Origin of the sequence: Stenotrophomonas sp. SPM (assembly GCF_003105135.1) — a bacterium.
Taxonomy (GTDB): Bacteria; Pseudomonadota; Gammaproteobacteria; order Xanthomonadales; family Xanthomonadaceae; genus Stenotrophomonas.
The window spans coordinates 1-20,271 of record NZ_QETL01000074.1 but is presented as its reverse complement, the minus strand read 5'-3'; the positions used below and the strand labels follow the sequence as shown (position 1 = coordinate 20,271).

General features: G+C 68.5%; 22 protein-coding genes, 2 tRNA genes and 1 other RNA gene. 14 read left to right on the top strand and 11 right to left on the bottom strand.

The features are described 5' to 3' along the window. On the bottom strand, positions 1-1,116 hold a 1,116-nt coding region (locus tag DCO49_RS14550), incomplete at its 3' end, for a lytic transglycosylase domain-containing protein (protein WP_116864637.1). Next, a complete protein-coding gene (gene gloB / locus DCO49_RS14545; RefSeq protein ID WP_116864636.1) occupies positions 1,113-1,877 on the bottom strand; it encodes a hydroxyacylglutathione hydrolase in 765 nt (254 codons plus the stop codon). The genes DCO49_RS14550 and gloB, both read right to left, overlap by 4 nt. Positions 1,878-1,888: 11 nt before the next feature. Between gloB and DCO49_RS14540 the strand changes: the two genes are divergently transcribed. Genes DCO49_RS14540 through dnaQ form a run of 3 tightly spaced genes read left to right on the top strand, consistent with a single transcriptional unit; the run spans position 1,889 to position 3,731 of the window. Next, positions 1,889-2,533 carry a class I SAM-dependent methyltransferase gene (locus tag DCO49_RS14540; RefSeq protein ID WP_116864635.1) on the top strand — a complete coding sequence of 215 codons (645 nt, stop codon included), beginning with the start codon at positions 1,889-1,891 and terminating at the stop codon, positions 2,531-2,533. A gap of 12 nt (positions 2,534-2,545) precedes the next feature. After that, a complete protein-coding gene (rnhA, locus tag DCO49_RS14535) occupies positions 2,546-2,998 on the top strand; it encodes a ribonuclease HI (protein WP_116864634.1) in 453 nt (150 codons plus the stop codon). Positions 2,999-3,002: 4 nt separating this feature from the next. Next, complete coding sequence (gene dnaQ, locus DCO49_RS14530; RefSeq protein ID WP_116864633.1) at positions 3,003-3,731, top strand: DNA polymerase III subunit epsilon; 729 nt, start codon at positions 3,003-3,005, stop codon at positions 3,729-3,731. A 70-nt stretch (positions 3,732-3,801) separates the two neighbouring features. Here dnaQ and DCO49_RS14525 read toward each other — a convergent pair whose 3' ends face one another. Beyond that, positions 3,802-4,506: a protein phosphatase 2C domain-containing protein gene (locus DCO49_RS14525; protein WP_108767966.1), complete on the bottom strand. Its 705-nt coding sequence runs from the start codon at positions 4,504-4,506 to the stop codon at positions 3,802-3,804. A 165-nt stretch (positions 4,507-4,671) separates the two neighbouring features. Between DCO49_RS14525 and DCO49_RS14520 the strand changes: the two genes are divergently transcribed. Continuing rightward, a tRNA-Ser gene (locus tag DCO49_RS14520) sits at positions 4,672-4,762 on the top strand. 261 nt (positions 4,763-5,023) lie between these two features. Continuing rightward, positions 5,024-5,410 carry a DUF6165 family protein gene (locus DCO49_RS14515; protein ID WP_116864632.1) on the top strand — a complete coding sequence of 129 codons (387 nt, stop codon included), beginning with the start codon at positions 5,024-5,026 and terminating at the stop codon, positions 5,408-5,410. Positions 5,411-5,461: 51 nt separating this feature from the next. Here the strand turns inward: DCO49_RS14515 and DCO49_RS14510 are convergent, their stop codons facing one another. Further along, complete coding sequence (locus DCO49_RS14510; protein WP_116864631.1) at positions 5,462-6,508, bottom strand: glycosyltransferase family 9 protein; 1,047 nt, start codon at positions 6,506-6,508, stop codon at positions 5,462-5,464. A gap of 20 nt (positions 6,509-6,528) precedes the next feature. On the opposite strand from DCO49_RS14510, the gene DCO49_RS14505 reads away from it, so the two are divergent. The 3 genes from DCO49_RS14505 to DCO49_RS14495 are packed head-to-tail and all read left to right on the top strand — an operon-like array spanning position 6,529 to position 8,431. Then, positions 6,529-7,278: a 3-deoxy-D-manno-octulosonic acid kinase gene (locus DCO49_RS14505; RefSeq protein WP_116864630.1), complete on the top strand. Its 750-nt coding sequence runs from the start codon at positions 6,529-6,531 to the stop codon at positions 7,276-7,278. After that, the gene (locus DCO49_RS14500) at positions 7,278-8,045 is read left to right on the top strand and encodes an MBL fold metallo-hydrolase (RefSeq protein ID WP_116864629.1); all 768 of its coding nucleotides are present in this window, start codon (positions 7,278-7,280) and stop codon (positions 8,043-8,045) included. Before DCO49_RS14505 ends, DCO49_RS14500 begins: the two co-directional genes overlap by 1 nt. Beyond that, on the top strand, positions 8,042-8,431 hold the full coding sequence (locus tag DCO49_RS14495; protein ID WP_116864639.1) for a nuclear transport factor 2 family protein: 390 nt from the start codon (positions 8,042-8,044) through the stop codon (positions 8,429-8,431). The genes DCO49_RS14500 and DCO49_RS14495 overlap by 4 nt, the downstream gene beginning before the upstream one ends. Before the next feature lie 119 nt (positions 8,432-8,550). Here DCO49_RS14495 and ffs read toward each other — a convergent pair. Next, positions 8,551-8,647, bottom strand: an RNA gene (ffs, locus tag DCO49_RS14490) — signal recognition particle sRNA small type. A gap of 300 nt (positions 8,648-8,947) precedes the next feature. On the opposite strand from ffs, the gene DCO49_RS14485 reads away from it, so the two are divergent. Beyond that, entirely contained in the window at positions 8,948-9,265 is a 318-nt protein-coding gene (locus tag DCO49_RS14485) for a multidrug efflux SMR transporter (protein ID WP_116864628.1), read from the top strand. Positions 9,266-9,314: 49 nt separating this feature from the next. Here DCO49_RS14485 and DCO49_RS14480 read toward each other — a convergent pair whose 3' ends face one another. Then, complete coding sequence (locus DCO49_RS14480; RefSeq protein ID WP_116864627.1) at positions 9,315-9,761, bottom strand: GNAT family N-acetyltransferase; 447 nt, start codon at positions 9,759-9,761, stop codon at positions 9,315-9,317. Between the two features lie 196 nt (positions 9,762-9,957). After that, positions 9,958-10,050, bottom strand: a tRNA-Ser gene (locus DCO49_RS14475). A 145-nt stretch (positions 10,051-10,195) separates the two neighbouring features. Between DCO49_RS14475 and dnaX the strand changes: the two genes are divergently transcribed. The 4 genes from dnaX (at position 10,196) to DCO49_RS14455 (ending at position 13,717) form a co-directional block, all read left to right on the top strand. Next, positions 10,196-12,259 carry a DNA polymerase III subunit gamma/tau gene (gene dnaX, locus DCO49_RS14470; RefSeq protein ID WP_116864626.1) on the top strand — a complete coding sequence of 688 codons (2,064 nt, stop codon included), beginning with the start codon at positions 10,196-10,198 and terminating at the stop codon, positions 12,257-12,259. Positions 12,260-12,265: 6 nt separating this feature from the next. Beyond that, entirely contained in the window at positions 12,266-12,586 is a 321-nt protein-coding gene (locus tag DCO49_RS14465; RefSeq protein ID WP_005408298.1) for a YbaB/EbfC family nucleoid-associated protein, read from the top strand. A gap of 111 nt (positions 12,587-12,697) precedes the next feature. After that, positions 12,698-13,297 carry a recombination mediator RecR gene (gene recR, locus DCO49_RS14460; protein WP_108760009.1) on the top strand — a complete coding sequence of 200 codons (600 nt, stop codon included), beginning with the start codon at positions 12,698-12,700 and terminating at the stop codon, positions 13,295-13,297. Positions 13,298-13,357: 60 nt separating this feature from the next. After that, positions 13,358-13,717, top strand: a complete 360-nt coding sequence (locus DCO49_RS14455; RefSeq protein WP_108770623.1) for a histidine triad nucleotide-binding protein — start codon at positions 13,358-13,360, stop codon at positions 13,715-13,717. Positions 13,718-13,832: 115 nt separating this feature from the next. On the opposite strand, the gene DCO49_RS14450 is transcribed toward DCO49_RS14455, so the two are convergent. The 4 genes from DCO49_RS14450 to DCO49_RS14435 are packed head-to-tail and all read right to left on the bottom strand — an operon-like array spanning position 13,833 to position 18,190. Next, positions 13,833-14,351: a Slp family lipoprotein gene (locus DCO49_RS14450; RefSeq protein ID WP_116864625.1), complete on the bottom strand. Its 519-nt coding sequence runs from the start codon at positions 14,349-14,351 to the stop codon at positions 13,833-13,835. Then, entirely contained in the window at positions 14,348-16,297 is a 1,950-nt protein-coding gene (locus tag DCO49_RS14445) for a DUF3488 and transglutaminase-like domain-containing protein (protein WP_116864624.1), read from the bottom strand. The genes DCO49_RS14450 and DCO49_RS14445 overlap by 4 nt, the downstream gene beginning before the upstream one ends. Next, the gene (locus DCO49_RS14440; protein ID WP_116864623.1) at positions 16,290-17,234 is read right to left on the bottom strand and encodes a DUF58 domain-containing protein; all 945 of its coding nucleotides are present in this window, start codon (positions 17,232-17,234) and stop codon (positions 16,290-16,292) included. The genes DCO49_RS14445 and DCO49_RS14440 overlap by 8 nt, the downstream gene beginning before the upstream one ends. 2 nt (positions 17,235-17,236) lie before the next feature. Continuing rightward, positions 17,237-18,190, bottom strand: coding sequence for a MoxR family ATPase (locus DCO49_RS14435; protein ID WP_116864638.1), 954 nt, complete (start codon positions 18,188-18,190; stop codon positions 17,237-17,239). Between the two features lie 44 nt (positions 18,191-18,234). Here DCO49_RS14435 and DCO49_RS14430 point away from each other — a divergent pair, with 44 nt between their 5' ends. Next, positions 18,235-20,073 (top strand): glycosyltransferase family 39 protein, encoded by a 1,839-nt coding sequence (locus DCO49_RS14430; protein WP_116864622.1) that lies wholly within the window; start codon positions 18,235-18,237, stop codon positions 20,071-20,073. The last annotated feature ends 198 nt before the right edge of the window (positions 20,074-20,271 follow it).

The following is a 20,271-nucleotide window of genomic DNA, read 5'->3' as shown; positions in this document are numbered from 1 at the left end:
GTAGCGGCGGGCGATGGTCCAGGCCGATTCACCGTTGCGCACGGTGTGGCGGCGATTGCGCGGGCGGTCGGCCGCGCTGGCCACGGTCCTGGCGACCTGTGGGGCCGGCTGCAGGCTTGCGCTGGGGGCCACGGCGGTCGCTGCGGTCGCAACCGTGGCGACATCGTCAACCGGGGCAGGGGCGGCGGCCACCGGAGCCAGCACGCGGGTGGTGCCTGAGGGGCGGCTGCTGCCGGCCAGGGCCGGGTTCAGGCGGGCAATGCGGTTCGGGTCCAGCGCACGCTGCGCCGCCCACTGCTGCACGCTGGTGCCCGCTGGCAGGGTGTGGCCCTTCAGTACGGGCACGGTGCGGTCCAGCGAGGCCATCACGCCGGGTTCGTCTTCGGCATCCTCCAGCACACAGGCCAGGGCATGCAGCTTCTCGACGTAGGCATGTGTGACCGGCGACAGGCCGGGCAGGGCCGCCGGCTTGGCGTTCTGCGCGTTCATCCCCGCCTTGCGCATCGACTGCAGCACGCGGTACTCGCCGGCGTTGTAGGCCATGGTGGCCAGGCGCCAGTCACCGCCGAACATGCCGTGCAGGGTCTTCAGGTAGCGCACTGCGGCCTGGGTGGAATCCACGGCCGACAGGCGGCCGTCGTAGCCGTTGGCCATCGGCACGCGGTGGTTGCGCGCGGTGGTGGCGATGAACTGCCACAGGCCGGTAGGACCGCTGCCGTTGCGGGCGTTGGGGCGGTAGCCGCTCTCCACGAACGGGATGAGCGCGAATTCGGTGGGCAGGCTGGCCTTGCGCAGTTCTTCGACCACGTAGCCGAACAGCACCAGCGCGTCGTCATCCTGGTTGGCCAGGCGCGAGGGAGCATGGGCGAACTGCTTCTGCCAGCGCGGGCTGGTGGCCTCGGCGTCGCAGGTCGGTTCAGCCAGGCCCTCGCGGAAGCTGGCGAAGATCTCCTGGCCGTTGCGGACCGAGGCGGCCGGCAACAGGGCCGGGTCCATCGGCACGGCCGACGCGGCGGCCAGGTTCTGGCTGATGCCGGCGCCCAGCGACTGCGCGCCCGCGTTTCCGGCCAGCCCCAGGACAAGGCCCAGGGCCAGCGGCAGACTTCGGCGCATCATGCGCGGAAGCCGTCTTTCCAGTGCCGGAGACCGGCCATGACATCGACGTCGTCCCCGACATCGCGCCCCAGGTGCGCTGACACCGCCGCGCGGATCGGCGCGCTGTGCACACGCAGGAACGGATTGCAGTCCAGCTCGTTGGCCAGGGTTACCGGCAGGGTGGAACGGTCATCGCGGCGCATGGCCAAAGCCTCCTCTTGGCGCTGCCACAGGGCAGCGTTGGCGGGGTCGACATGCCGCGCGAAGACGGCATTTGACACGGTGTACTCATGGGCGCAACAAAGCAGCAGTTGCACAGGCAAGGTACCCAGCTTGCGCATCGACGCCAGCAGCTGGGACGGCGTACCTTCGAACAGGCGCCCACAGCCCAGGCTGAACAACGAATCTCCGCTGAAAAGATGTTCAGCAGTGTGAAACGCGATGTGGCTGCGGGTATGCCCGGGCACGGATAGTACGTGGAACATCCGGCCCAGTGCCTGAACGCGTTCACCTTCGCCCACCCGTTCGGTGGCGGTCGGGATGCGCTCGTCGACCGGCGCGATCACCCGCGCGCTGGGAAAACGCGCCTGCAGCGCGGGCACGCCGCCGATGTGGTCGTCGTGGTGGTGGGTCAGCAGGATGGTGTCCACGCGCAGGCCTTGATCGGCCAGCGCCAGCACCGGCGCGGCATCGCCGGGGTCGACGACCACGGCGGCGCCATCGTCGGCGATCAGCATCCAGATGTAGTTGTCCGCAAATGCGGTCAGGGCAGTCAGTCGCATAGAATTGGACCATGCCCCTGCTGCAGAGCCACCGTCAAGCGAGCCTGGTGCCGTGGTTCGACAGCGAGCCGGCGGCAGCCCTGCGCCTGCTTGAGCGCCAGCTGCTGCTGCCACGGCTGGCCGGCCTGCCGTCCCAGCCTTGGCTGTGGATCGCACCCACGGCCTCCTGGATGGAGGATGCGCAGCTGGGCGGCCGCGGCCTGCGGCTGTACCGCGAGGCCGCCGGCTATGCCGGTGATACCCGCTGCGCGCTGCCGCTGCCGCTGGCCAATGAAAGCGTCAACGCCATCGTGCTGCAGCATGTCACCGCCGCCGATGCTGATTACCTGCTGGACGAGTGCTCGCGCGTGCTGATGCCCGGCGGCCAGTTGTGGCTGAGCAGCCTCAACCCGTTCAGCCCCTTCCGCACCCGCTGGCGACACCATGGTCTGGTGGTGCGCACGCCGCAGCGGCTGCGCCAGCTGCTGGCCCGGAATGGGCTGGAATGCGACGACACCCGCTACCTGGGGCCGCTGTGGCAAGGCGCCGGCAGCCGCCGTGGGGCGGGCTGGGCGCCACTGCGCGCGGCCTGCCTGTTCCATGCCGAAAAACGTACGCTGGCCCTGCCTGGGCCGACCCCGCTGCCGGTGCGCTGGTTGGGCACCGTTGCCACCTGATCTGGAGTTGTATTGAAAACCATCGAAATCCACACCGACGGTTCCTGCCTCGGCAATCCCGGCCCGGGTGGCTGGGCCGCACTGCTGCGCTACAAGGGCCACGAGCGCGAACTGAGTGGCGGCGAAGCGCATACCACCAACAACCGGATGGAGCTGATGGCCGCCATTTCCGCGTTGGAAAGCCTCACCGAAGCCTGCGAGATCGTGCTCTATACCGATTCGCAGTATGTGCGGCAGGGGCTGACCCAGTGGATGGCCGGGTGGATCCGCAAGAACTGGAAGACCGCTGGCGGCGACCCGGTGAAGAACCGCGAGCTGTGGGAGCGCCTGCATGCGGCCACGCTGCGGCACCAGATCGACTGGCGCTGGGTGAAGGGCCACTCCGGTGACCCCGACAACGAGCGGGTCGACACCCTGGCGCGCAATGCCGCGCTCCAGATCCGCGACGGCAGCCCGGTAAACTGAGCCCATGCGTCAGATCATCCTCGATACCGAAACCACCGGCCTGGAATGGAAGAAGGGCAACCGCATCGTTGAAATCGGCTGCGTGGAGCTGTTCAAGCGCCGCCCGACCGGCAACAACTACCACCAGTACATCAAGCCCGACGTCGACTTCGAGCAGGGTGCGCAGGAAGTCACCGGCCTGAGCCTGGACTTCCTGGCCGACAAGCCGGACTTCGCGCAGATCGCCGAGGAGTTCCTGGCGTTCATCGACGGCGCCGAGCTGATCATCCACAACGCGGCGTTCGATCTGGGCTTCCTCGATTACGAGCTGTCCCTGCTGGGGCCGCAGTTCGGCAAGATCACCGACCGCTGCACGGTGATCGATACCCTGGCGATGGCGCGCGAGCGCTTCCCCGGCCAGCGCAACTCGCTGGATGCCCTGTGCCGGCGCCTGGGCGTGGACAACTCGCACCGTGCGCTGCATGGCGGCCTGCTCGATGCGCAGATCCTGGGCGATGTCTACATCGCGCTGACCTCGGGGCAGGAGGAGATCGGCTTCGGCCTGGAAGAAGACAGCGGGGCCGATGGCGCCGCGCTGCTGGCCTTCGACACCAGCAAGCTGCTGCCGCGCCCGCGCGTGGTGGCCACGGCGTCGGAGCTGGAGGCGCACACCGCGCGCCTGGAGCGCCTGCGCAAGAAGGCCGGCCACGCGTTGTGGGATGGCCCGAAGGTGGAAGAGGTCGCGAGCGCATAAGCGCGGTGGTAGTGCCGGCCGCTGGCCGGCATCCACGATGTGTCATCCACGCATGACGTGGATCTACCGGTTAATGGCAGCGCACCAGGATCACGGTGATGTTGTCCGAGCCACCGCCGTCCAATGCCGAGGCGACCAGGCTGTCCACGCATTCCTGGGCACTGGCGTCGTCGTAGGCGAGGGTGCGGGCGATATCGCGGTCGTCGACTTCCTCGGTCAGGCCGTCACTGCACAGCAGCAGCTGCATGCCAGGGCGCAGTTCACCGCTGGTGGTGGCCACGTTCAGATGGTTCGGGTCGGTCACGCCCAGCGCCTGGGTGACCACGTTGCGGTGCGGGTGGGCACGCGCCTGTTCGGCGGTCAGGTTGCCCTGCGCGACCAGTTCCTGCACCACGCTGTGGTCCTGGCTGAGCTGGGCCAGCTGTCCGTCGCGCCACATGTAGGCGCGGCTGTCGCCGACCCAGGCCACTTCATAGCGGTTGCCCTGCACGCGTGCGGCGACCACGGTGGTGCCCATCGGCAGGGTGTCGTTGCGCCGCCGCGAGGCACGGATGATCTCCTCGTCGGCGGTGCGGATGGCGTGGGCCAGCGGCGCGCCACGGCGGATCTCGCGGACGATGGTCTCGCGGGCCAGGGCACTGGCCACCTCGCCGCACGCGTGCCCGCCCATGCCGTCGGCCACCAGCCACAGGGCCAGCTCGCTGTCACCGTAGTAGGTGTCCTCGTTGAGCTCGCGGCGCAGGCCAGGGTGGGTGAGGTGTCCGAATTCGATCATGGTGGTTGCTGGGCGGGTAATGCCGGGGAGAACGGCATCATCACGGCCAAGCGGACATCCGGCAAGGCGTTCAGTCAGAAATATTTCACATGACGGGCCGCAATGGCTTGTGGTCTGCCGCGCTTCCTCGTATGATGCGCGTCCCCGGTTCGCCGGGGAACATCTGGAGAGGTGGCAGAGCGGTTGAATGTACCTGACTCGAAATCAGGCAGGCGTTTATAGCGCCTCGGGGGTTCGAATCCCCCCCTCTCCGCCAGATTAAAAAAAAACGGGCTGCCTTAGGGCGGCCCGTTTTTTTTAATCTGGCGTGGGATGCGATGCGCGCTTTGCGCGCTTCGCCCCATGCGTTGCTGCGCAACGCACGGGCCCCTCCCGTTGCCTGCCTCTCCCCGCCCCTGTCGGGGCAGCCCCTCAACAGAGGGGCTTGTTCCACCCGATGCGCCATCGGGTTGCTGTCACGCGGGAACAGCGTCTTCGCTGCGGTTACCATGTGCGCATCAATTGCTGGAGTGCTGCCATGACCGCTGAAATCCTCGTGCCTGTTTCTTTCGGCGAGCTGCTGGACAAGATCTCGATCCTGCAGATCAAGTCCGAGCGCATCAGCGATGAAGGCAAGCTGGCCAACGTACGCCGCGAGCTGTCGGCGCTGGATGCCACCTGGATGGGCCATCCGGCGGCGGTGAAGGACATCGCCAGGCTGCGTGCCGAACTGAAGGCGGTCAACGAGCAGCTGTGGGATATCGAGGACGAGGTCCGCCTGAAGGAGAAGGCGCAGGCCTTCGACCAGGCCTTCGTCGATCTGGCCCGCAGCGTCTACCTGCGCAACGACGAGCGCGCGCGCATCAAGAAGGCGATCAACCTGGCGCTGGGCTCGGCGTACGTGGAAGAGAAGTCGTACAAATAATCCCACGCCCTGCGTGGAGGGTGCGGGCCACGGTCGGCCCGCACCGGTCGCTCAGCCGACGTGATCGGCCACGTAGCGCTCGAAGGCGGCGATGCCGTCCTCGACGGTGATCAGTTCCATCACATCGTCGAACTCGATCTTGGTGCCCCACTTGAGGTCGGCCGCCTGCTTGCCCAGGTACTTGCGCGCGGCATCGTCGTAGCGGTCCACGCAGTAGCGCCGGTCGGAGTACGGGCCGCTGCGGTGCGGGTTGCTGGCCGCATGTAGGCCCAGCACCTTGGTGCCCATCGCATTGGCGATGTGCATCGGGCCCGAATCGGGCGTCATCACCAGGTTGGCACGGGCCAGCAGGGCCGGCAGCTGCTTCAGCGTGTCCCTGCCTACCAGGTCCAGCGCGGGCGTCGCCAGCTGGGTGAGGATGGCATCGGCCATGCTGCGCTCCAGTTCGCTGCGGCCACCGCACAGCACCACCTGCCAGCCACGCGCGCTGGCATGGTTGGCCACCGCTGCATAGCGGTCGGCGTACCAGTTGCGCATGACGTGGCTGGAGCACGGCGAGATCATCAGCACCGGGCGGCCATCATCGGGCCACTGCGCAGCGGCCCACTCGTGGGCCGACGGCGGCACTGCGAGGTCCCAGCTCACCTCGGTCTGGCGCAGGCCCAGCGGCTCGCAGAAGCTGCCGATGGCATCGAGCACGTGGATGCCCGGCCGATCGGGGATGCGTTCGTTGATGAACAACCCATGCAGGTCCTTGGAGCGGCTGCGGTCATAGCCGATGCGGCGCTCGGCCGGGATGAAGGCCGACAGCAGGTTCGCGCGGAACGCGACCTGCATCTGCAGCAGCGCATCGAAGCGCCCCGGCGGCAGCTGCTTGCGCAGCTCCTTGACGCCGGCCATGCCGGTCTTCTTGTCGTACGCATGGAAGACCACGCCGGGCAGGCCATCAAGCAGCTTGTGGCCGACCTTGTCGATGATCCAGTGGATCGGCGTGTCCGGGCGCGCGGCCTGCAGGGTGCGCACCAGGGGGACAACGTGGGTGACATCCCCCAGGGCAGACAGGCGCAGGAGGCACAAGGATGAGGACGCTGATGCCATGTGTTGTTAGACTCAATGGAATGGTCGTATTTGACGCCAATGAAGCGCTGACGCCATGCCGCGAGGGTCGCGGCATCGGGGCCATTCTGTTCGACCGCGAGCGGCTGCGGCAAGCCGAGGTCGGCCTGTTCTCGCCCCAGCACTGGGGCAGCAGGGCCCGGCCGGTGGCGGAAGGCGGGCGCGGCAGTGCCTGGTTCGTCGATGCGTCCTTCGGCCCCGGCGTGCTGCGGCACTACCTGCGCGGTGGCCTGGCAGCCAAGCTCAGCCGGGACCAGTACATCTGGCGCGGCGCGGACCGCACCCGCAGTTTCGCCGAATTCCGGCTGATGCGTGCCCTGCGCGCGCAGAAGCTGCCGGTGCCCCGGCCGATCGCCGCCTTCTACATACGTGAAGGCATGCGCTACCGCGCGGCCATCCTGATGGAGCGCATCGAGGGCGTGCGTTCGCTGGCCGACCGCGCGCTGGTGGCCGGCCGTGGTGCACCCTGGGAAGAGGCGGGCCGGCTGATCGCGCGCTTCCATCGCGCCGGGCTGGACCACGCCGACCTCAACGCCCACAACATCCTGTTCGATGGCAATGGCCATGGCTGGCTGATCGACTTCGACCGCGGGGTGATCCGCATTCCGGCCACCGCCTGGCGCGAGCGCAACCTCAAGCGTCTGCTGCGCTCGCTGGTCAAGCTGCGCGGCGAGCGCAGCGTGGAAGACGTACAGAAGGATTACGCGCGCCTGCGTCGCGCCTACGACATGGCCTGGAACCGGGGCACCTGATGGACTGGTCATTGCGTTTCCTCGGCGTCGGCAATGCGTCGGCGGTCGAGCTGGGCTCGCCCATGTCGGTGATCGAGCGTGATGGCCGGCCGTGGCTGACCATCGATTGCGGCGGCGAAGGCCTGACCGCGTTCAAGGCGCACTACGGGCACCTGCCGCAGGCGGTGTTCGTCACCCACGTGCACCTGGACCACGTGGCCGGCTTCGAGCGGCTGTTCGTGGACACCTTCTTCAACACGCACCGGCGCGGCAAGGTGCGCCTCTACGTGCCGGCCACCGTGGTGCCGCTGCTGCACAAGCGGGTGGCCGATTACCCCAACGTGCTGGCCGAGGGCGGCGCCAACTTCTGGGATGCGTTCCAGCTGATCGTGGTGGGCGATGCGTTCTGGCACGAGGGTGTGCGCCTGGAAGTGTTCCCGGCGCGCCACCATTGGCCGGAGACGGCCTACGGGCTGCGCCTGCAGGGCGCGCTGACCTGGAGCGGCGATACGCGGCCGATCCCGGAGATGCTGGCGCGCTTCGCCAATGACAACGAGCTGATCGCCCACGACTGCGGCCTGCATGGCAACCCGTCGCACACCGGCGTGGATGACCTGGAGCGCGAGTACAGCGCCGAGCTGCAGTCGCGGATGATGCTCTACCACTACGCCAGTGCGGCCGATGGCCAGGCGCTGGCCGCACGTGGGCACCGCGTGGCGCAGCAGGGGCAGTGCGTGCCGCTGGCGACGCCGACGGCGGCGCGCGTGCTGGCGCAGGATCCGCCGTGAACACTACTGGCCAGCCTGCTGATGCAACGCTGGCTGCCGAGCTGGAACATCTTGAGCGCGCGCTGCACACCCCGCAGGTGCGCGGTGATCGTTCGCGGTTGTCGGAACTGCTGGATGAGGATTTCAGCGAGATCGGCAGCTCCGGCCAGTGCTACGGCCGTACGGCGGCGCTGGCGGAGATCCCGCTGGAGCGGGCGCAGGTGCAGATCGAATCGGAGCAGTACGCAGTCTCGCTGCTGACGCAGGAGCTGGCCCAGGTGCGTTACCGCAGCCGCTACCACGTGGATGGCCAGCCTCAGCGCTGGGTGCTGCGCAGTTCGCTGTGGCGCCGGCATGCGCAGGGATGGCGGGTGGTGTTCCATCAGGGAACGCCCGAAGCACGGTAGCGCCGGGCCATGCCTGGCGAAGAGCGCCAACCAAGGTTGGCATCTACCAGGGCGAGAGGCGAGGGGCGCCAACCAAGGTTGGCATCTACCAGAGCGGGGCACGGCCCAGAAAGGCGGTGGCCCCGCCGGCTGACCTCGGCGCCCGCGTCGATCGATACCGTTGCTGCCTTCCGGCCCTGGCGGGATTTTCGACCTAGCGTCGCGAGGGGCCGACGGGGCCACCATAGAGACGTTGGCCGCCCAGGGGCGGCCGGTTCACGGATCAGGGGAAGCAGCGCGTCGCGCGCCGGAGACCACAGCCGGACTGCACATCGGCTGGCCGATGGCAGGCGCGCATTCTAGCGCAGACGCGGCCATCGACGCCAGCTTCATGCGATGAATCGGCTGTAACCCGTGCACAGGCGGCACGGCCGGCGCGAGCCCCCGTTGCTAGAATGCGGCCGCAGGAGGAACGACCTCCCCCGCATCGGGAATGAATGACCAGGACGGCCTGGCCCTACCAAGAGGAGGGTCGTCATGGCCTGGATCTATCTGTTGTTCGCCGGCCTGCTGGAAATTGTCTGGGCCGTGTCCATGAAGCAGTCCGAAGGCTTCAGCAGGCTCACCCCCACCGTAGTCACCATCCTCGGCATGATCGCCAGCTTCTGGCTGCTGGCCGTGGCCATGCGCACGCTGCCGCTGGGTGCCGCCTACACCATCTGGACCGGCATTGGCGCCGTGGGCGCCTTCGTGGTCGGCATCGTGTTCCTCGGCGAGCAGGTCAGTGCGATGCGCATCGGTGCGGCCATGCTGATCGTCTGTGGCCTGGTGCTGATGAAGCTCTCCAGCAGCTGAGCCGGCGGCGATCGGGCGGAGATGCCCGCCGTGCCAGTTGCGGCGGGCATTACCGCAGGCGCGCTTCCATGTGCACTGCATGGATTCCCGGGCCGTGGCCGTCCGTCACCCGCTGGGTGACGTGGAAGCCCAGCGCGGCGTAGAAGCCCTCGGTGTGCTGGCTTGTGCTCAATGCAACGCGCTCCACGCGGGGATCGGTGGCGGCCTGCAGCAGTCGCACCTGTGCAAGATGGCGGCCAAGCCCTTGTCCGTGCCGGGATTTCTCGACCATCCCCCAGCAGAACCCGGCCGTCCCGTTCGTGGGAGGAGACAGCCCTCCGCAGGCGACGACGCTGTCGTCGAGTTCGATGACCTGGTAGGTGTGTTCTTCAGCCAGCTCACGCAGGAACGACGCGAAGTCCGGGCGTTCCTCCGGCGCGAAGTAGATCGGCAGATTGCTGTCAAAGATCGCCAGGCAGGCGGACAGATCGTTGTGGTGGTAGGGCCGGGTCCTCATGGGGTGACCATAGCGCATGGGGGCGGCTGGAGAGCGGGATGAGATCACTGCCCCGACAGGGGCGGGGAGAGGCAGGCAAAGGGAGGGGCCCATTCGTTGCGCAGCAACGCATGGTGCGAAGTGCGCGCACCGCACTTCGCGTCCCGCGCCAGATAAATGGAAAAGGCCACCCAAAGGGCGGCCTTTTCCATTTATCTGGCGGAGAGAGGGGGATTCGAACCCCCGAAGCGCGGTTTAGACGCTTACACACTTTCCAGGCGTGCTCCTTCAACCACTCGGACACCTCTCCGGATCCCTGCCATCGGCAAACGCCTCAGCAGGGGCGCAGATTCTAGCGGGCGGCGCGGCAGTACACAAGCACCCCCAGTCATCCATGTGCAGCGGGTGTGTCGGAGGCGAGGGGGCTGGACAGGCATGGCACAATGGAACATCCGATGGAAGACGGTGGCCTGATGTCCTATCTCGTGCTTGCCCGCAAGTGGCGTCCGAAGCGTTTTGCCGAGCTGGTGGGCCAGGAACACGTGGTCCGTGCGCTCAGCAATGCGCTGGACAGCGGCCGGGTCCACCACGCGTTCCTGTTCACCGGTACCCGCGGCGTGGGCAAGACCACCATCGCGCGCATCTTCGCCAAATCGCTGAACTGCGAGCAGGGCACCAGCGCCGACCCGTGCGGCCAGTGTGCGGCCTGCCTGGACATCGACGCCGGCCGCTACATCGACCTGCTGGAAATCGATGCCGCGTCCAACACCGGCGTGGATGACGTGCGCGAGGTGATCGAGAACGCGCAGTACATGCCCTCGCGTGGCAAGTACAAGGTCTACCTGATCGACGAAGTGCACATGCTCTCCAAGGCGGCGTTCAATGCGCTGCTGAAGACGCTGGAAGAGCCGCCGGAGCACGTGAAGTTCCTGCTGGCCACCACCGACCCGCAGAAGCTGCCGGTCACCGTGCTCAGCCGCTGCCTGCAGTTCAACCTCAAGCGCCTGGACGAGGACCAGATCCAGGGGCAGATGACCCGCATCCTCGCCGCCGAGGAGATCGAGGCCGACGGCAGCGCCATCGTGCAGCTGGCCAAGGCCGCCGACGGCAGCCTGCGCGACGGCCTGTCGCTGCTGGACCAGGCGATCGCCTATGCCGGCGGCGCGCTGCGCGAGGACGTGGTGCGCACCATGCTGGGCACGGTCGACCGTACCCAGGTGGCGGCCATGCTCGACGCGTTGGCCGAGGGCGATGGCCCGCGCCTGCTGCAGGTCGTGGCCGCGCTGGCCGAGTTCTCGCCGGACTGGAGTGGCGTGCTGGAAGCGCTGGCCGAAGGCCTGCACCGCATCCAGGTGCAGCAGCTGGTGCCCGGCGCCGCCGCCCCGGTCGAAGGCCTGGACGCTGCCGCGTTTGCCGAGCGCCTGCGTGCGGAAGTGGTGCAGCTCTGGTACCAGATGGCCCTGAACGGCCGTCGCGACCTGCCGCTGGCGCCGAGCCCGCGTGCAGGCTTCGAAATGGCGGTGCTGCGCATGCTGGCGTTCCGTCCGGCCGCTGCGGTGCCGCCGGTGCCGAAGTCGGTCGAAGGTGCGACGGGTGGGGGTGCTGCGGGCGGCAACGCCGGTGGTGGCCATGCCGCCGGTGCCGGCAGCAACGACGCCGCACCTGTGGCTGCTGCTGCGGCGGCGAGCTCGTCGGCGGTGGCTGACGTGGCTGCCCCGATGCAGGCTGCGCCGCGAGAGCCCGAACCCGAACCTGATCCGGCCCCGCAACCGGAGCCGGAGCCGACGCCGGAGCCTGAGCCGGTTCCGGTGGAAGAACCCGTGTCGCCGCCGCCGGTGAAGGCCGAAGCGGCGCCGCAGGTGGCCGAGGCGGATGATCTGCCGCCGTGGGCCACCGACGAAGCCGACGCGCGTGATCAGGCGCTGGCGGCGGAAATGGACGCGCCGGTCGCGATGGCGACGCCGGAGGCGGCCATGGTCGCCCCGTGGCAGGAACCGCCGGCCCCGGTGGCCGTGGCAGCCGCGCCGGAGCGCCCGTTCCATGCCGAGGGCATCGAGATCGCTCCGGCTGCACCGGTGGCAACACCGGCGCCGGCAGCGCATCAGGGCAGCATCTCCGACCTGGCCAGCGCTGAAGACTGGCTCGATCTGGTGGCCAACAGCGGCCTCAGTGGTCCTTCGCGGCAGCTGGCGGCCAACGCGGCCTTCATCAGCTGCCAAGTCGGCACCTTGAAACTGGGCCTTTCGCCCGGATTTGAGTACCTGCGTTCCGAACGCGCGCTGTCCGCCCTGGGCGACATGCTGGAAAAGGCCCTGGGCCAGGCGCCGAGGATCGTGGTCGAAACCGTGGAAACCGAGCAGGTCCCGGCCGAGACCCTACACCAGCGTGCCGACCGCCAGCGTGGCGAGCGGCAACAGGCCGCCGAGGCCATTTTCATGGACGATCCGGAAGTGCAGCTGCTGATCCAGCAGCATGGCGCCCGGGTTGTTTCCGACTCCATCCGTTCTTTTGACGAGTAAGACACTATGCGCGGCAACATCGCCCAACTGATGCAGCAGGCCCAGAAGATGCAGGAAAACCTGCAGAAGGCCCAGGAAGAAATCGCCAAGATCGAAGTGACCGGCAGCGCCGGTGGCGGCATGGTCAGCGTGACCCTGACCGGCGCCAAGGAATGCCGCAAGGTGCGCATCGATCCGTCGCTGACCAGCGACCCGGAAATGCTGGAAGACCTGATCGCCGCGGCCTTCAACGATGCCTCGAACAAGATCGATGCCGAGTCGAAGTCGAAGATGGGTTCGGCCACCGCCGGCATGCAGCTGCCGCCGGGCATGAAGCTGCCGTTCTGATGTTCAGCGTGGCACCCGTGCAAGCGGGTGCCACGAACCTCGTAGAGTCGAGCTTGCTCGACTGTTCCAACCTTCAGTCGAGCATGGCTCGACTCTACAAAGCCTGCCGCCGTGTCCGCACCCCTGCTTGAACAATTGATCGATGCACTGCGGGTGTTGCCTGGCGTCGGGCAGAAGACCGCGCAGCGCATGGCCTACCACCTGCTCGAGCGCGAGCGCGAAGGTGGGCAGCGGTTGGCCGAGGCGCTGGCGCTGGCGGTCGAACGCATCGGCCATTGCGCGCAGTGCCGCGATTTCAGCGAAACCGAGCTGTGCCCGACCTGTGCCAACAACAGTCGCGAGCGCAGCCAGCTGTGCGTGGTCGAATCACCGGCCGATCGCCTGGCCATCGAGAATGCCACCGGCTTCCGCGGCGTCTACTTCGTGCTGCAGGGCCGTCTGTCGCCGCTCGATGGCGTGGGCCCGCGCGAACTGGGCCTGGAGCAGCTGGAACAGCGGCTGGCGCAGGGCGAAGTGCAGGAGCTGATCATCGCCACCAGCGCTACCGTTGAAGGTGAAGCGACTGCGCACTACCTGGCCCAGCTTGCGCGTGCGCGCCAGGTGCAGCCGAGCCGTCTCGCGCAGGGCCTGCCGCTGGGCGGTGAGCTGGAATACGTTGATCGCGGCACGCTGTCGCATGCCTTCGGGACGCGCAGCGAATTCCGCGACTGACCGCGGCCGCGCGTGGCGTGGCCGGCCTACAATGCGGAAGACATCCCGCCGAGGCCGACCATGACCACCGAAACCCTCTTCAGCAAGATCATCCGTCGCGAGATCCCGGCCACCATCGTCTACGAGGATGACGAGGTGCTGGGCTTCAAGGACATCGCACCGCAGGCGCCGGTGCACGTGTTGTTCATTCCGAAGAACGAGATCATCCCGACCCTGGACGACCTGCAGCCGTCGCAGGCGCACCTGATCGGCAAGCTGGCTTTGGCGGCAGCCGCGTATGCGCGCAGCGAAGGCTTCGCCGAGGATGGTTACCGCATCGTGATGAACTGCCGCGAAGATGCCGGGCAGACCGTGTTCCACATCCACATGCACCTGTTGGCCGGTGCGCCGTTGGGCCATTTCGGTACGCCGGGGCGTTGAGGCAACGGCAGCCATGGCTTCCGTGCCGACCAACGGACGGCGCCCACCGTGGATGGTGCACCAACAAAAAGGCCGCCCGAGGGCGGCCTTTTGCGTCACGCGGGACGTGGCAGGTTTACCACCAGCCCCAGCCGCGGTAACCACCCCAGTACGGACCCGGGCCCCACGGGCTATACGGGTAGGGCACGACATCGACCTGGCGCTGTTCCGGCCACAGGTAGATGACGTCGGCTGCCAGCTTGGGCAGGCGGTAGTCGTACTCGCCGATGCGGGTGTTGGCGTAACCGTCGATCTTGCCGATGAAGGTCACGTCGCGACCGGCCTCGAACACCGCCGGGTCATAGAAGCCGGCGCGGCAGGCGATGAAGCGGCCGTCGCTGGCATCGGCCGAGCTGGTGTTGGGGCGGCCACTGCCATTGAGCGGGCGCGAGATGATCTGGAAGCAGGTCTCGCCCTGGCCGGGCTGGGTTTCGATGATGCGGCCACCCCAGCGAACGGGGGTGCCCACCTGCTGGGTGGCAACCGAGTCGCGCGGGGAAACCACGCTGAACTGACCCTGCAGCGGCTTGGGGGCCGTGGCGCAGGCCGACAGGGCCAGGGTGGCCACGGCGGTGAGAAGGAACTTGGTGTTCATGAAGTAGCTCCGGAAGTCGGGCGATGCCTGCGCAGGTCTTGCAATAATGGGGCGAGCTCGGTACGAGTGCCAGCGTAGCGCGCTTCGGCGAAACGCTGGCTGAGTGCGATGAGGGCAGGTTCGGGGCGCTGGGCATGGACCCGCTGGGCCCAGGCCAGGGCGGGTTCGTGCGGCTCGCGGGCCAGCCCCAGCCGGGCGTAGCGGCGGCCCAGCCGGTGCCAGGCGCGCAGCAGCGGGTCGCGCTCGCGTTCGCCACGGGCCAGCAGCCAGGCCATCCAGCCTATCGCCAGCAGGGCGGTGGCCACGAATGCGGCCAGCAGCTGGCCGGGCTTCAGCTCATCCAGGCCCAGCGGCTGCAGCAGCTGCTGCTGGCGGCGCGCGTCGAAGGACAGCACCAGGTCGTTCCAGCCACGGCGCAGCCAATCGCCGATCTGCCCGGCCTGCAGCCAGCGCTGCTGCAGGTCGAGGTCGGCGCCGGCCGGCAGCCGGTCTTCCAGCGTGTCGAGGATGCGCTCGGGCGCCACTGCAGCGGTCGGGTCCACACGCACCCAGCCACGCTGGGGCAGCCAGACTTCGGCCCAGGCGTGGGCGTCCATGCGCCGCACGATCCAGTAGTTGCCGAGCCGGTTGCGGGTACCGCCGGCGAAGCCGGTCACTACGCGTGCGGGGATGCCCGCGTTGCGCATCAGCACCACGAAGGCCGAGCTGAAGTGCTGGCAGAAGCCGGCCTTGTAGTCGAACAGGAACGCGTCCACCGGGTCGCGCCCGGGCGCCGGGGTTTCCAGCGTGTAGGAGAAATCCGCGGTGATCCAGTCCAGGGCGCGTCGGACGACGGCGGCATCGTCGTCACCGGCTTCCTGCCGCCATTGCCGGGCCAGCGTTGCCGTGCGCGGGTTGAAGTTGGCTGGCAGCTGCAGCGCCGCACGCCGCTGGTAGGGCGACAGCTCGGCATCGAAGCGCGTCGCCGGTGCCGAGTGCAGGCGCCAGCGGGTCAGTGCGGAGAGCGGGCGCTGGCTGGCCAGGCTCATCTCAGAGTTGAGCGCGGTGCCTTCCGGGGCAGCCGTGGGCAGGTCCAGCGCCACCAGCAGGCGGCGGTCGGTGGGCTCGTAGTCGATCTGGTAGTCCCAGCCCTGGCCTTCGTGGGACACCTGCGCTGGCCGGCGGAAGTCGACGTTGCGGTCACGCGTCCAGACGTGGCCATCGAAGCGGGTCAGCACCGGCCCGCGCCAGTAGCGCTGCTGCGGCTGCGGCACGGGGCCGAAGAACTGCACGCGCAGCGCCGGGGTGTCATCGGCCATCAGGTCCAGCCACTTGTCCGGCTCCATCGAGTCGGACAGGCCGGGGGTGCCGACCGCGCGTTCGGGTACGCCCCACAACGGCGAGGACAGCCGCGGGAACAGCCAGAAGCAGGCCAGGGCCAGGGGCAGGCCGATCAGCAGCAGGCGGCCCACGCCGCGCAGCTGGCCGGGCAGCGGCAGCGCCGCGCTGCGGCCTTCATCGTGGGCCAGCCGCTGCAGGGCGAGCAGGCTGCTGATGCCGGCCAGCGCGGCCAGCAGCGTGGTCAGGGGCCCCTGGTCGAGCAGGAAGGCGGCAAACGGCGCGAACAGGGCAAAGCCGAGCAGGCTGCGCGCATCACGCACGCTGCGCAGTTCGCTGGATTTGATCGCCAGCATCGCCGCCAGCAGGGCGCAGCCGGTATCGCGCCCTGGCCGAACCCCGCCCATCTGCCAGACGATGGCGCCCAGCATGGCCAGTACCAGCAGCAGACGCACCGGCATCGGCAGCACGCCTCGCAGCGACAATGCGGCGGTTGCCAGGCCGGCCACCGCGATCAGCGCGGCCAGTGCGCTGGGGAGCTGCAGCAGCAGGGGCAGCAGCGCCAGCGCGGCGCTGGCCAGGGTCCAGTTGCGCGCGTTGCGGTCCAGCAGGAGGGCGGGCTCAGTCATGGGGCATCAGCGCCAGTGCGCGCAGGCACGCATGATGGTGGCTCGCGCCCTGGCCGGGGCCAAGCGCGGGCTGCGAGGGCAGCAGCAGGGTGTAGCGCCGGCCTTCGCGTTCGGCGCTGTCGACCCAGCGCGCCAGGCGCGAGATGCGCGCTTCCGTCGGCAGGGTGGAGAGCGCGCGCCAATCCAGCACCACTTCGATGCCGACCGGCTTTTCGTATTCGCGCACCAACAGCGTGTCGCGTCGTGCCGAATGCTTCCAGGCGATGCTGCGCGGCGGGTCGCCTGCACGGTAGGGGCGCAGCTGGTGCAGCTCCTCGCCGCTGGCGTGGGCGCGGGTGTGCAGCAGGTCGCTGCCCTGTTCGGGCAATGAGGGCGCCACCGCCTCGGCCACCGGGTGCACCAGCAGCGGTTGTTCCGGCCACACCCAGGACCACGCACGCACCAGGCCCAGGGGCTGGGTGCTGGACAGGCGGATGCGCGGCAGGTCAAGCCAGCCGCGCCGCTCGGTGGGCACGTCCAGCTCCACTTCACCACGGCCCTGTGCGGGCAGGTCGGTCCAGGCCTGACTGCCGCCGACCTGCAGTTCCAGGCCGTGGCGCGGCCGCGGGTCGCGCAGCGACAGGTCGATGCGCAGGCGCAGCGGCTGGCCCGCCGGCACCGGTTCGGCCGAGATGGCGTCGATCTGCACGCCCGACAGCTGCAGGTGGGCAGCGATGGCGCTGGCGATGGCCGCCGCAGCCAGCAGCAGGGCCAGCAGCAGGGCCGGGTTGTTGTTGTAGTTCAGCGCGCCCAGCAGCATCGCCGACAGCAGCAGGGCCACGAACAGGCCGAAGCGCGTGGGCAGCACGTAGATGCGCCGGCGGTCGAGCCGCTGCGGCAGGGCTTCGGGCGTGCGCGGACGCGCCAGGCGAAGCAGGCGTGAGCCGCGTGCGGGCATCCTCAATCCACCGCGACGGTCTGCAGGATGGCGCGCGCCAGCGCCGGGCCCGTGCTCGATTCGGACTCGCCCACCAGACGGTGGCCGGCCACGGCGACGAACAGGGTCTGCACGTCTTCGGGTACCACGTGGCCGCGGCCGAGCAGCAGCGCGTGGGCCTTGGCCGCACGCAGCAGGGCCAGGCCGGCACGCGGCGACAGGCCCACGCGCACGCCAGCATGCTGGCGGCTCCGGGTCAGCAGGGCCTGCACGTAGTCCACCAGCGCGTCGCTGACGTGGATCTGGCCGACCGCTTCACGCAGCTGGCGCACCTGGTTGTCATCCAGCTGCGGCACGGCGCGCGCGATCAGGTCGCGGCGGTCGGTGCCGCGCAGCAGCTCGCGTTCGGCCTGCGGGCTGGGGTAGCCCATCGCCAGCCGCAGCAGGAAGCGGTCCAGCTGCGAATCGGGCAGCGGGAACGTACCGGACAGATCGACCGGATTCTGCGTGGCGATCACGAAGAACGGATCGGGCAGCGCATGGGTCTGCCCGTCGAGCGTCACCTGCTGTTCGGCCATCGCTTCCAGCAGCGCGCTCTGCGTGCGCGGCGGTGCGCGGTTGATCTCATCGGCCAGCAGCACGTGCGAGAACACCGGGCCGGGATGGAACTGGAACTGGCGCGTCCCGGCGTCATACACCGATACGCCGAGCACATCGGCCGGCAGCAGGTCGGAGGTGAACTGCACGCGCTGGAAGCTCAGCCCCAGGCTGCTGGCCAGTGCATGGGCCAGCGTGGTCTTGCCCAGGCCGGGCAGATCTTCGATGAGCAGGTGTCCACCGGAAAGCAGGGCGACGAAAGCCAGCCTGACTTCCGGCACCTTGCCGAGCACCAGGGCATTGACCTGATCCTGTGCCTCCCGCAGGGCCTGGCGCAGTTGATCGGTTAGCATGCTGGGCATGGGGGACGGAGCTGGCATGTTCGTCTCACGTTCGGGAACCATTCGATTCTATCCATAGAGCAATGCAGGGCGAACAGCGCGCACGTACGATTTTTCTCTGGTTATGGACGCTGGTCACAGCGGCCAAGTTGCTTGTGGCCGCGCGTCTGCCCCTGTTCGTGGACGAGGCGTTCTATTGGCAGGAAGGCCAGCACCTGGCGGCGGCATACTCCGACCTGCCGGGATTGACCGCGTGGCTGGCGCGCCTGGGCGTGGAAATCGGCGGCCAGCACGTGCTGGCGCTGCGTCTTCCGTTCCTGGCCATCGGCGCGCTGCTGCCGTTGCTGGTCGCGCGCGTCGCCACGCGCTGGTTCGGCAACGTGGCCGGCTGGCAGGCAGGCAGCCTGACCCTGCTGATGCCGTTGTCGGCCACGCTGGGCCTGCTGGCCGTGCCCGATGTGCCGATGGCACTGGCCGCGGTGCTGTGCCTGGACGCCGGGGCACGCCTGCTGCGCAGCGTCGATGCGTCGTCTGCGATCAAGTTGGGCCTGGGCCTGCTGATCGGTGCGCTCAGCCACTACCGCTTCATCGGCGTGATCGGCGTCGGCTTCATCGCGCTGCTGGTATTGCCGCAGGGGCGGCGCATGCTGGCCGATCCGCGCGTGTGGGTGGCGCTGGCGGTGGGCGTATTGGCCTGGTTGCCGCTGCTGGCGTGGAATGCCGACAACCATGATGCCGGCCTGAAATTCCAGGTGGTCGAGCGCCATCCCTGGGCGTTTGAATGGCGCGGGATGTGGTTCCTGGTGATCCAGCCGATGCTGGTCACGCCCATCCTGTGCATCGCGATGTGGAAGGTGGCGTTGGCCGCTACGCGCAGCGGCGGTGGCGCGCGCACGCAGTGGCGCTACTTCGGCCTGGTCGGCGGCGTATCAACGCTGAGCATTTTTCTGCTGGGCTTCTTCACCGATGTCGAGCGCATCAGCTTCCACTGGCCGCTGCCGGGCTACCTGGCGCTGCTGGTGGCGGTGCCGGTGGTGCTCAACGGCTGGCCGCGCTGGCTGCGCCGCACCGGCTGGTGGCTGGCCGGCATCGGCATGGCACTGGCCTTCGGCTATTACCTGATGGCGTCGACGCCGTCGCTGCGCGAACAGCTGGCCGGTGACAAGTACTACCCGCGCAACTTCGCCGGCTGGGAACCGCTGGCGGCCGCCGTGCGCGACGAACTGCAGCAGATGCCGGAAGGCACGCGCGTGCTGGCCGGCAACTTCAAGGTGGGTGCCGAGCTCGGCTTCCAGCTTGGGGACGGCAACATCACGGTGCTGCCGCACCCGCTCAACGACAAGCACGGGCGCACCGCGCAGCTGGCGCAGTGGGGCCAGGTGCACGAGGGCGAACGCAGCGGACCGATGCTGCTGGTGCTGTCGCCCAGCGACCAGCGTTTCCGCGACCTGGTGCCGCGCTACCACGCGGTGTGCGCGCAAGTGGGGCCGCTGCCGCCGCCGAGGGTGGTCAGCAACGATCATGGTTTCCAGCGCTTCCTGTTGTTCCGCCTGCCTGCGCAGCGCGTTGAAGGCGAGTGCGTGACGCCGGCCGTCGCCTACCTGGATTCACCGGCCAACGGCGAAGCGGTGTCGGGCACGCTTTCGGTGAAGGGCTGGGCGTTCAAGGACGGCGTCGGCCTGGCGCGCGTGGAAGTGCTGGTGGACGGAAAGCCGGTGGGCGATGCGCAGTACGGTCGCGAGCTCGACATCCGCCCGTTGTGGCCGATGTCCAATGATCCGCAGCACCCGAATGCCGGCTTTGATGCCAGCCTGGATACGCAGGCGCTGTCACCCGGCCGGCATTGGCTGGGCCTGCGCCTGCATGGGCGCGATGGCAGCGTGGAAGACTGGCAGGAACAGCCGTTCGAGGTGGAGCGGTAAGCGCGCCATGTAGAGTCGAGCCATGCTCGACTGCTCTTCGCTCTTGGTAGAGCCGAGCCTATGCTCGGCTGGCTGTGAGAGGCAGCCGAGCATAGGCCCGGCTCCACAGAGCAGAAACAGTCGAGCATGGCTCGACTCTACAAAACAGCAGAAGCAGCCGAGCATGGGCTCGGCTCTTCAAATTACGGCACGGCGAAG